Annotated in this window: 7 protein-coding genes and 1 pseudogene; 3 read left to right on the plus strand and 5 right to left on the minus strand. The window is 71.0% G+C overall.

All coding sequences use genetic code 11. The features are described from left to right. Positions 1-123 precede the first annotated feature (123 nt). Together adh and AB0M20_RS16270 are read left to right on the plus strand one after the other, a co-directional pair. Positions 124-1,647 carry an aldehyde dehydrogenase gene (adh, locus tag AB0M20_RS16265; RefSeq protein ID WP_364298778.1) on the plus strand — a complete coding sequence of 508 codons (1,524 nt, stop codon included), beginning with the start codon at positions 124-126 and terminating at the stop codon, positions 1,645-1,647. 3 nt (positions 1,648-1,650) lie between these two features. Further along, positions 1,651-2,028, plus strand: a complete 378-nt coding sequence (locus AB0M20_RS16270; RefSeq protein WP_364298780.1) for a DUF779 domain-containing protein — start codon at positions 1,651-1,653, stop codon at positions 2,026-2,028. A gap of 81 nt (positions 2,029-2,109) precedes the next feature. Here the strand turns inward: AB0M20_RS16270 and AB0M20_RS16275 are convergent, their stop codons facing one another. Beyond that, entirely contained in the window at positions 2,110-3,516 is a 1,407-nt protein-coding gene (locus tag AB0M20_RS16275) for a serine hydrolase (RefSeq protein WP_364298782.1), read from the minus strand. 92 nt (positions 3,517-3,608) lie between these two features. Beyond that, positions 3,609-3,965 (minus strand): DUF3499 domain-containing protein, encoded by a 357-nt coding sequence (locus AB0M20_RS16280; protein WP_364298784.1) that lies wholly within the window; start codon positions 3,963-3,965, stop codon positions 3,609-3,611. Between the two features lie 301 nt (positions 3,966-4,266). Here AB0M20_RS16280 and AB0M20_RS16285 point away from each other — a divergent pair, with 301 nt between their 5' ends. Next, positions 4,267-4,632 carry a metallopeptidase family protein gene (locus AB0M20_RS16285; protein ID WP_364298790.1) on the plus strand — a complete coding sequence of 122 codons (366 nt, stop codon included), beginning with the start codon at positions 4,267-4,269 and terminating at the stop codon, positions 4,630-4,632. Positions 4,633-4,641: 9 nt separating this feature from the next. Here AB0M20_RS16285 and AB0M20_RS16290 read toward each other — a convergent pair whose 3' ends face one another. From AB0M20_RS16290 to AB0M20_RS16300, 3 genes and pseudogenes are all read right to left on the minus strand, one after another. After that, positions 4,642-4,899, minus strand: a complete 258-nt coding sequence (locus AB0M20_RS16290; protein ID WP_364298786.1) for a WhiB family transcriptional regulator — start codon at positions 4,897-4,899, stop codon at positions 4,642-4,644. Between the two features lie 282 nt (positions 4,900-5,181). Continuing rightward, positions 5,182-7,662: a bifunctional FO biosynthesis protein CofGH gene (locus AB0M20_RS16295; protein WP_364298788.1), complete on the minus strand. Its 2,481-nt coding sequence runs from the start codon at positions 7,660-7,662 to the stop codon at positions 5,182-5,184. Between the two features lie 91 nt (positions 7,663-7,753). Next, positions 7,754-8,154, minus strand: a pseudogene (locus AB0M20_RS16300) (hypothetical protein); the annotation flags it as partial.

Consider the following 8,154-nt stretch of genomic DNA (forward strand, 5'->3'; position numbering starts at 1 on the left):
GCATCCGCCTCGCGGATGCGTCCGTGGGCTACCACTTTGTGTGCGGGCCGCGGGGGTGTCTTGCAACGTCCGTGCAACGTCCCCGTCATTAGCGTGACGGCCATCACCCGATGGAGGCGAAGCATGACCATTTACTCCCCGCCCGGAACCGACGGCGCGATCGTCAACTACGAGTCCCGCTACGACCACTACATCGGCGGTGAGTACGTCCCGCCGGTGAAGGGCCAGTACTTCGAGAACCCCTCGCCGGTCAACGGCCAGAACTTCTGCGAGATCGCCCGCGGCACCGCCGAGGACGTCGAGCGCGCGCTGGACGCGGCGCACGGCGCGGCGGACGCCTGGGGCCGCACCTCGCCCGCCGAGCGCGCCAACATCCTCAACAAGATCGCCGACCGGATGGAGGCGAACCTCGAGAAGATCGCGGTCGCCGAGGCCTGGGAGAACGGCAAGCCGGTACGCGAGACCCTCGCCGCCGACATCCCGCTGGCGATCGACCACTTCCGCTACTTCGCCGGCGCCATCCGCGCGCAGGAGGGCTCCCTCGCCGAGCTCGACGACGACACCGTCGCCTACCACTTCCACGAGCCGCTGGGCGTCGTCGCGCAGATCATCCCGTGGAACTTCCCGATCCTGATGGCGACCTGGAAGCTGGCGCCCGCCCTGGCCGCCGGCAACGCGGTGGTGCTCAAGCCGGCGGAGCAGACCCCGGCCTCGATCCACTACCTGATGTCGCTGATCGGCGACCTGCTGCCGCCGGGCGTGCTGAACATCGTCAACGGTTTCGGCGCCGAGGCCGGCAAGCCGCTCGCGTCGTCGAGCCGGGTCGCCAAGGTCGCCTTCACCGGCGAGACGACGACCGGCCGCCTGATCATGCAGTACGCGTCGGAGAACCTGATCCCGGTCACGCTGGAGCTGGGCGGCAAGAGCCCGAACATCTTCTTCGACGACTGCTCGGCGGCCGACGACGACTTCTTCGACAAGTCGCTCGAGGGCTTCGCGATGTTCGCGCTCAACCAGGGCGAGGTCTGCACCTGCCCGTCGCGCGCGCTCGTCCAGCAGGGCCACTACAGCGACTTCATGGCGGCCGGCGTCAAGCGGGTGGAGAACCTGAAGCAGGGCAACCCGCTGGACACCGACACCCAGGTCGGCGCGCAGGCGTCCAACGACCAGCTCGAGAAGATCCTGTCCTACCTGGACATCGGCCGGCAGGAGGGCGCCAAGGTGCTGGCCGGCGGCGCCCGCGCGGATCTCGGCGGGGACCTCTCCGGCGGCTACTACGTGCAGCCGACCATCTTCGAGGGCTCCAACTCGATGCGGATCTTCCAGGAGGAGATCTTCGGCCCGGTCGTCTCGGTCACGTCGTTCTCGGACTACGCGGACGCCATCAAGATCGCCAACGACACGCTCTACGGCCTCGGCGCCGGCGTGTGGACCCGCGACGGCAGCACCGCGTACCGGGCCGGGCGCAACATCAAGGCCGGTCGGGTGTGGACGAACTGCTACCACCAGTACCCGGCGCACGCCGCGTTCGGTGGCTACAAGCAGTCCGGCATCGGCCGCGAGAACCACAAGATGATGCTGGACCACTACCAGCAGACGAAGAACCTGCTCGTGTCGTACTCGCCCAAGGCCCTCGGGTTCTTCTAGGCCATGCCCGTGACCCGAGTAGATGTGACACCCGCGGCGGCCGACCTCATGCGGTCGCTGCGGGTGCAACACGGTCCGCTGATGTTCCACCAGTCCGGCGGCTGCTGCGACGGGAGCGCCCCGATGTGTTACGTCGAGGGCGAGTTCCGGACCGGCTCGTCGGACGTGCTGCTGGAGTCGCTGAAGGTCGACGGCATCGACGAGCCGGTGACGTTCTGGATGTCGAAGTCGCAGTTCGAGCTCTGGCGGCACACGCACCTCACGGTGGACGTGGTGCCCGGCCGCGGTTCCGGCTTCTCGCTGGAGGCGCCGGAGGGTGTCCGCTTCCTGATCCGCAGTCGGCTGCTCACCGAGGAGGAGCTGGCCGAGCTTGCCGCCTGACGAAGCTGCCCCACCCGGCGACCGCGTTGTGCTGGTCGCCGGGCGGACAGCTCGTCGTCGCCTGCCGGCGAGAGCTTCACCTCATGGCGTGGCGGCCCGGCCCGCCTCGTACCGGTCGATCGCCGCGCCCAGTTTCGCGAACTTCTCGGTGAACTCGACCGGGACCGTGCCCGCCGGCGTCGCCGGGCGGCCCGGGTCCTGATACTGGTCACCCAGGTTGGAGAAGACCGCGACGATGTAGTGCCGCCCCGCCTTGCCGGGCAACGACTTCACGATGCCCGCGTCGGCGCCGGAGTTGCCGACCCAGCCCGGCTTGTGGGCGAAGGTGACCTCCGCCGCCTCGTTGCACGGCCGCACATCCTGGCCGAAGGCGCTGCCCGCGACCGTGACCGTGCCGTCCGCGCCGACCCACCGGTCCGCGACGACCTGCGGGATGCCCGCCGCCGGGTATTCGCGCCCGCAGTAGTTGGGCGTCGACAACATCCAGTTCCAACCCTGCTGACCGAGCGCGGCGAGGAACAACCCCCGCGACGAATCGGACAGCACGTCCCTGCTCACCGCTTCGCCCGCCGGGGTGGTCCACAGGGTGCCGGCGCCGCCGTTCACCACGGCCAGCAGCTTGGCGGTGTCCAGCGAGCTCATCGTCACCGGGTTGCCCCAGCGGCCGCCGTTGGCGGGGTTGGTGTTCTTCAGCTGCAGCGTCTCGAGGCCCAGCTCCTGGAACTGCCGGTTGAGGCCGTCGACCGCGGCGTGGTCGTGCATCATCTTGACCAGCGCGCACGTCGCCGCGTTGGACGACTCGGTGAGCGACCTGTCGATGTAGTTTCCGATCGTGTCGCGGCTCGCGTTGCCGCACAGCGAGCTGATCGCCGTCGGCCGGTAGGCGTAGGTGTCGTCGAGCGCGATCTCGCCCTGGTCGACCAGGCGGAGCACGCCGAAGGTCACCATCAACTTCAGGACCGATGCCGGGTACGGCGACATGAAGTCGAACTGCGCGCCCTCGCGGCCGGGCACCACGTCGATCGTCCCCTGCGCCCGGTTGGCGTACCAGCCGGCGTCGTCCCACTGCCGCCACCTTACCGCCGTGGTGTGGTGGTTCTCGTCGACGGGCACGACGACGCCCTGCTGGTGCTGCGGGCTCATCAGCACGGTCGCCGAGCCGGCGATCCGGCCGTCGGCGTCGAGCTCGAGGACGGTGGCGTCGATCTGCGGCTGTTGCGAGATCGGCTCCGGGTCCGCGAGGGCCTTCACCCGCGGCGCGGCATCCTTGTCGACAGCTGCCGTCCGCGCGGCCGTCGCCGACGCGGTCGACGATGGCGGCGCGAGGTCGAGGACCTCCTGGAAGGCCAGCCCGTCCATCGTGGTCTGCAGGAACTCGGCGAGCGCCACCGGCTCAGCCGTCTCGGCGTCGGCAGTCATCGTGACCGACACGACTCCGGCGGCGACCACCGTGGCGACCGCGCCCGCAACAACCCTCTTCGTCCGCAACGTTGTGCTCCGTCCACTGGGGGAAGCATTCAACAACGCGGAGAAACTACACCAGCCGGTCAATTCGACAACGGTCTCCGAATGGCCTTGACCTAGGCCGGCGGAATGACCCGCAGGTGGCCGCGGCGGCCGGTCTGGTGGATCGTGTCGTGGCCGTCCGGGCGCGGGGGCGGCGCCGGGCGGGCGGCCTCGCGGACGGCGTCGGCCAGCGCGACCAGGTCGTCCGTCGTGGGCGGGGGCGGGGCGAAGTCGCCGTCGTGGCGGACCAGATCCCAGCCTCGGGGGGCGGTGAGGCTGCGGGCGTGGGGTTCGCAGAGGTCGTACGTGTGGGGTTCGGCGAAGGCGGCGAGGGGCCCGACCACGGCGGTGGAGTCGTTGTAGACGTAGGTCAGGGTGGCGACCGCCTGTCTCGGACAGCCGTTGCGGGAGCAGCGCCGTGGGGACCTCACGGCGGCACGTTATCGCTCCGCGGAGTTCGCCAGACGCGACACGCCGTACCACCATGCATCACAATTCGGCCATGACGATCCGACACGCCGTCCCAAATAGGCGAATTCGTGATGACGAAACTCGGACGCCGCGGCCTGAGCACTTACCGCGCTGTGACGGGACTACAGTTCATGCGTGACAACCAGTCCCGACCGCCGCCGGACCGCCGATCCGGGCGGGTCGCCCAGAGCCGCGCGCTCCGCCGGACCGGGGCGGCCGGCCCGCCGCGATCGCCACGGCCGCGGCCTGCGCGGGCGCCTGGTGCCGGCGACCGTGCCGCTGGCGCGGACCAAGGCGGAGATCTTCGACGACCTGGTGCTGGACACGGTCGAGAGCCTCGAGCGGCGCTATGCCAAGGAGCTGGCCGGCGTCGAGTTCGCCGTTGAGGACGTGCCGCCGGAGCTCAACGTCTACGACTCCGACGTGCTCGAGGACGGCGAGGTCCCGCTGGCCCGGCTGCTGCCGGGGCGTCCGGGACGCCAGGAGTTGCCCCCGCGGATCGTGCTGTACCGTCGACCGCTGGAATTCCGGGCGATGGACCGTGAGGACCTCGCCGACCTCGTCCACGATGTGATCATCGAGCAGGTCGCCAACCTGCTCGGCGTGGACCCTGACGAGCTGGCCTGAGCCGGCTCGTTACGCCACTCGACGCTTCAGCTTGCGGCGCTCCCGCTCGGAGAGCCCACCCCAGATCCCGAAGCGCTCGTCATGACCCAGGGCGTACTCGAGGCACTCCCCCTTGACGTCGCAGCGGCCGCAGATGCGCTTCGCCTCGCGCGTCGAGCCGCCCTTCTCCGGGAAGAATGCCTCAGGATCGGTCTGCGAGCAGAGCGCCCGCTCCTGCCACTCGGGTGCGTCCCCCAGCAGGTCGACCCCTTCCACCTGCGGTTCCATCGGCGTGCCTCCAATTTCCTGCGCCGGCCGTGAAGCCGGCGCTGACCCCCCACGCACGCGGCGTGTTTCTTGCGGTCCGGAGGCGCTCCCGCCCCTCTTTCCCGCAACCCCACCGAAATTACACGCGTGTAATGCGTGCGTCGTCAAGCCGAACCTGATAAATAGGCCCGTTTCCCCGAAGCGTCCGGACGCCTCGTGGTCCCGTTCCTGCCCTATCTGTCGGAGCGGGCGATTGGTAACGCCCACGCGGCGCGTCTGGTCCGATTTTACCCGATTTGTGATCTAGCGGCGACCGTACACCGTGGTCCGCTCCACGGCCGGGCGACCGGCGGCCGCCGCCAGCTCCTTCAGCTGGGCCACCGTGCGCGCCGATCCGTGCTCCGACCCGGCCATCCGGGAGATGGTCTCCTCCATCAGCGTGCCGCCGAGGTCGTTGCAGCCGCCGTCGAGCATCACCCGGGTGCCCTCGTCGCCGAGCTTGACCCAGGAGCACTGGATGTTGTCGATCCGGCCGTGCAGCAGCACCCGGGCCATCGCGTGGACCACCCTGTTCTCCCGCCAGGTCGGCCCCGGGCGGGCGATGCCGGCCAGGTAGATCGGGGCGTTGGTGTGGATGAACGGCAGCGCCACGAACTCGGTGAAGCCGCCGGTGCGGTCCTGCACGCCGGCCAGCACCCGGAAGTGGCCCAGCCACTGCCGCGGGTGGTCGACGTGGCCGTACATCATCGTCGAGCTGGACCGGATGCCGACCTCGTGCGCCGTGGACACCACGTCGACCCAGGCGGCGGCCGGCAGCTTGCCCTTGGTCAGGACCCAGCGCACGTCGTCGTCGAGGATCTCGGCGGCGGTGCCCGGGATCGTGTCCAGGCCGGCCTCCTTGAGCCCGGTCAGCCACTCCCGCACGGACACGCCGGCCTTGGCGGCCGCGGTGACGATCTCCATCGGCGAGTACGCGTGGACGTGCATCCCGGGCACCCGCTCCTTCACCGCGCGCACCAGGTCGGCGTACGCGGTGACCGGCAGCTTCGGGTCGATCCCGCCCTGCATGCAGACCTCGGAAGCGCCGTCCCGCCACGCCTCCTCGGCCCGGTCCGCCACCTGCGACACCGACAGCCGGTACGCGTCCGCATCCCGCTCCCGCTGGGCGAACGCGCAGAACCGGCAGCCCACATAGCAGACGTTGGAGAAGTTGATGTTCCGGTTCACCACAAACGTGATCTCGTCACCGTTGACGTCGCGGCGCAGGTCGTCGGCGATGCGGGCCAGCTCGTCCAGGGCCGAGCCGTCGGCGTTGAACAGGGCCAGCGCCTTGTCCTCGTTCGACTCCAGCAGCAGGGCCGCCGGATCCTCGGCGGCCAGCTTGAGCCCGGCCAGCACGTCGGTGGGCAGCTTGGGCGCGGCCCGGACGTGCGCCGCCACCTCGGCCCAGTCGCCGTACACGCTGTCGAAGTCGCCGCGCCGGTCGTCGGTGCGGCCGGTCGTGTCGATGGTGGCGAACAGATCGGTCCGTCCACCCGCGTACGCGTCGTCCGGCTCCTGCCAGGGCCGGCCCACCGGCATCGCGCTCTCGTCGGCGAGCCCGTCCGGCCCGGCCAGCGCGGCCACATGGACGCTCAGCCGGGGATCGAGCCACCCCTCGCCGCGGCGCACGAACTCGGGGTAGATGGTGAGCCGCTCGCGCAGGGTGAAGCCGGACTTCTCCGACAGGGCGCGAAGGTGGTCGATCGCCGGCCACGGCCGCTCCGGGTTCACGTGGTCGGGCGTCACCGGCGACACCCCGCCCCAGTCGTCGATGCCGGCCCGCAGCAACAGGTCGAACTCGGCGTCGATCAGGTTGGGCGGTGCCTGGATGCGCGCCCGCGGGCCCATGATGATGCGCGCGACCGCCACGGTCGCGGCCAGCTCGTGCAGCTCGGCGTCGGGCATGCCGCGCATCGCCGTGTCGGGCTTCGCCCGGAAGTTCTGGATGATGACCTCTTGGATGTGGCCGAACTCCCGCGCCGTCCGCCGCATCGCGAAGATCGCGTCGGCCCGCTCGGCCGGGGTCTCGCCGATGCCGATCAGGATGCCGGTGGTGAACGGGACGCCGACCCGGCCGGCGTCGTCGAGCACCCGCAGGCGGACCGCCGGCTCCTTGTCGGGCGAGCCGAAGTGCGGCCCGCTCTTCTCCGACCACAGCCGGGTCGCGGTGGTCTCGAGCATCATCCCCATGCTCGGCGCGACCGGCTTGAGCCGCTGCAGATCGGCCCAGCTCAGCACGCCCGGGTTGAGGTGCGGCAGCAGGCCGGTCTCCTCGAGCACCGCGATCGCGCAGGCGCGCACGTAGTCCAGCGTGGAGTCGTAGCCGCGCGCGTCCAGCCACTCGCGCGCCGCCGGCCACCGGTCCTCGGGCCGGTCGCCCAGCGTGAACAGCGCCTCCTTGCAGCCCTGCGCGGCGCCCTCGCGCGCGATGGCGAGCACCTCGTCACGCTCGAGGAAGGCGTCCGGCAGGCGGTGCGGCACGGTCGCGAAGGTGCAGTAGTGACACCGGTCACGGCACAGCCGGGTCAGCGGGATGAAGACCTTCTTCGAGTACGTGACGACACCCGGCCGCCCGGCCTCGCGCAGACCGGCGTCGCGGATGCCGGCCGCGATCGCCAGCAGGTCGTCGAGCTGCTTACCCCTCGCGGCGAGCAGCGCGGTCGCCTCATCGGCATCGATCGCCTTGCCGTCGGAGGCACGCCGGAGGGCGCGACGGATGCTCGCCTCGGTTACGTCAGCCACACCTTGCAGCCTAGGTCGAGTTCGAGACCACTGACCCGGCCCGGACCCAGTGGCGTGGGACACCCTCGTCACCGGGCCCGGCGATCGGCGGTCAGTACCGCGGCGGGTCCTGGTCGGCCGGGCCGAAGCCGGGCCGGTTCTCGGGCATCACCTGGGTGCGGTCCGAGAACGGCGGGGCCGAGGCCGGCGGGGCCGAGCTCGTCGGGGCGGACGTCGGGGCGGGGGGCGCCGAAGCCGGCGCGGGGGCCGGCTCGGAGCGCGGCACGACCTGGGTCGGGTCGTGCAGGGCCGGCGAGCCGTACATGCCCGGCACGGTCGGCGCGCCGGGTGCGGGCGACGCGGGCGGGGCGGGCGGCGCGGACGTGGGCTGGCCCCAGCCGGGCGGCGGCGCCTGCTGCGCCGGGTAGCCGGGCTGAGCCGGGTAGCCGGGCTGGACCGGCGGCTGGCAGTGCGTGGGCTCGTGCTGGTTCCAGGCGGGCTGGCCGGGCTGAC

Origin of the sequence: Actinoplanes sp. NPDC051633, from assembly GCF_040681735.1 — a bacterium.
Lineage (GTDB): Bacteria > Actinomycetota > Actinomycetes > Mycobacteriales > Micromonosporaceae > Actinoplanes.

Bases quoted from the DNA above. Each gene is read 5' to 3' on its own strand.
- adh (WP_364298778.1), top strand. From the start codon at position 124: ATGACCATTTACTCCCCGCCCGGAACCGACGGCGCGATCGTCAACTAC.
- AB0M20_RS16270 (WP_364298780.1), top strand. From the start codon at position 1,651: ATGCCCGTGACCCGAGTAGATGTGACACCCGCGGCGGCCGACCTCATG.
- AB0M20_RS16290 (WP_364298786.1), bottom strand. From the start codon at position 4,899: ATGGAACCGCAGGTGGAAGGGGTCGACCTGCTGGGGGACGCACCCGAG.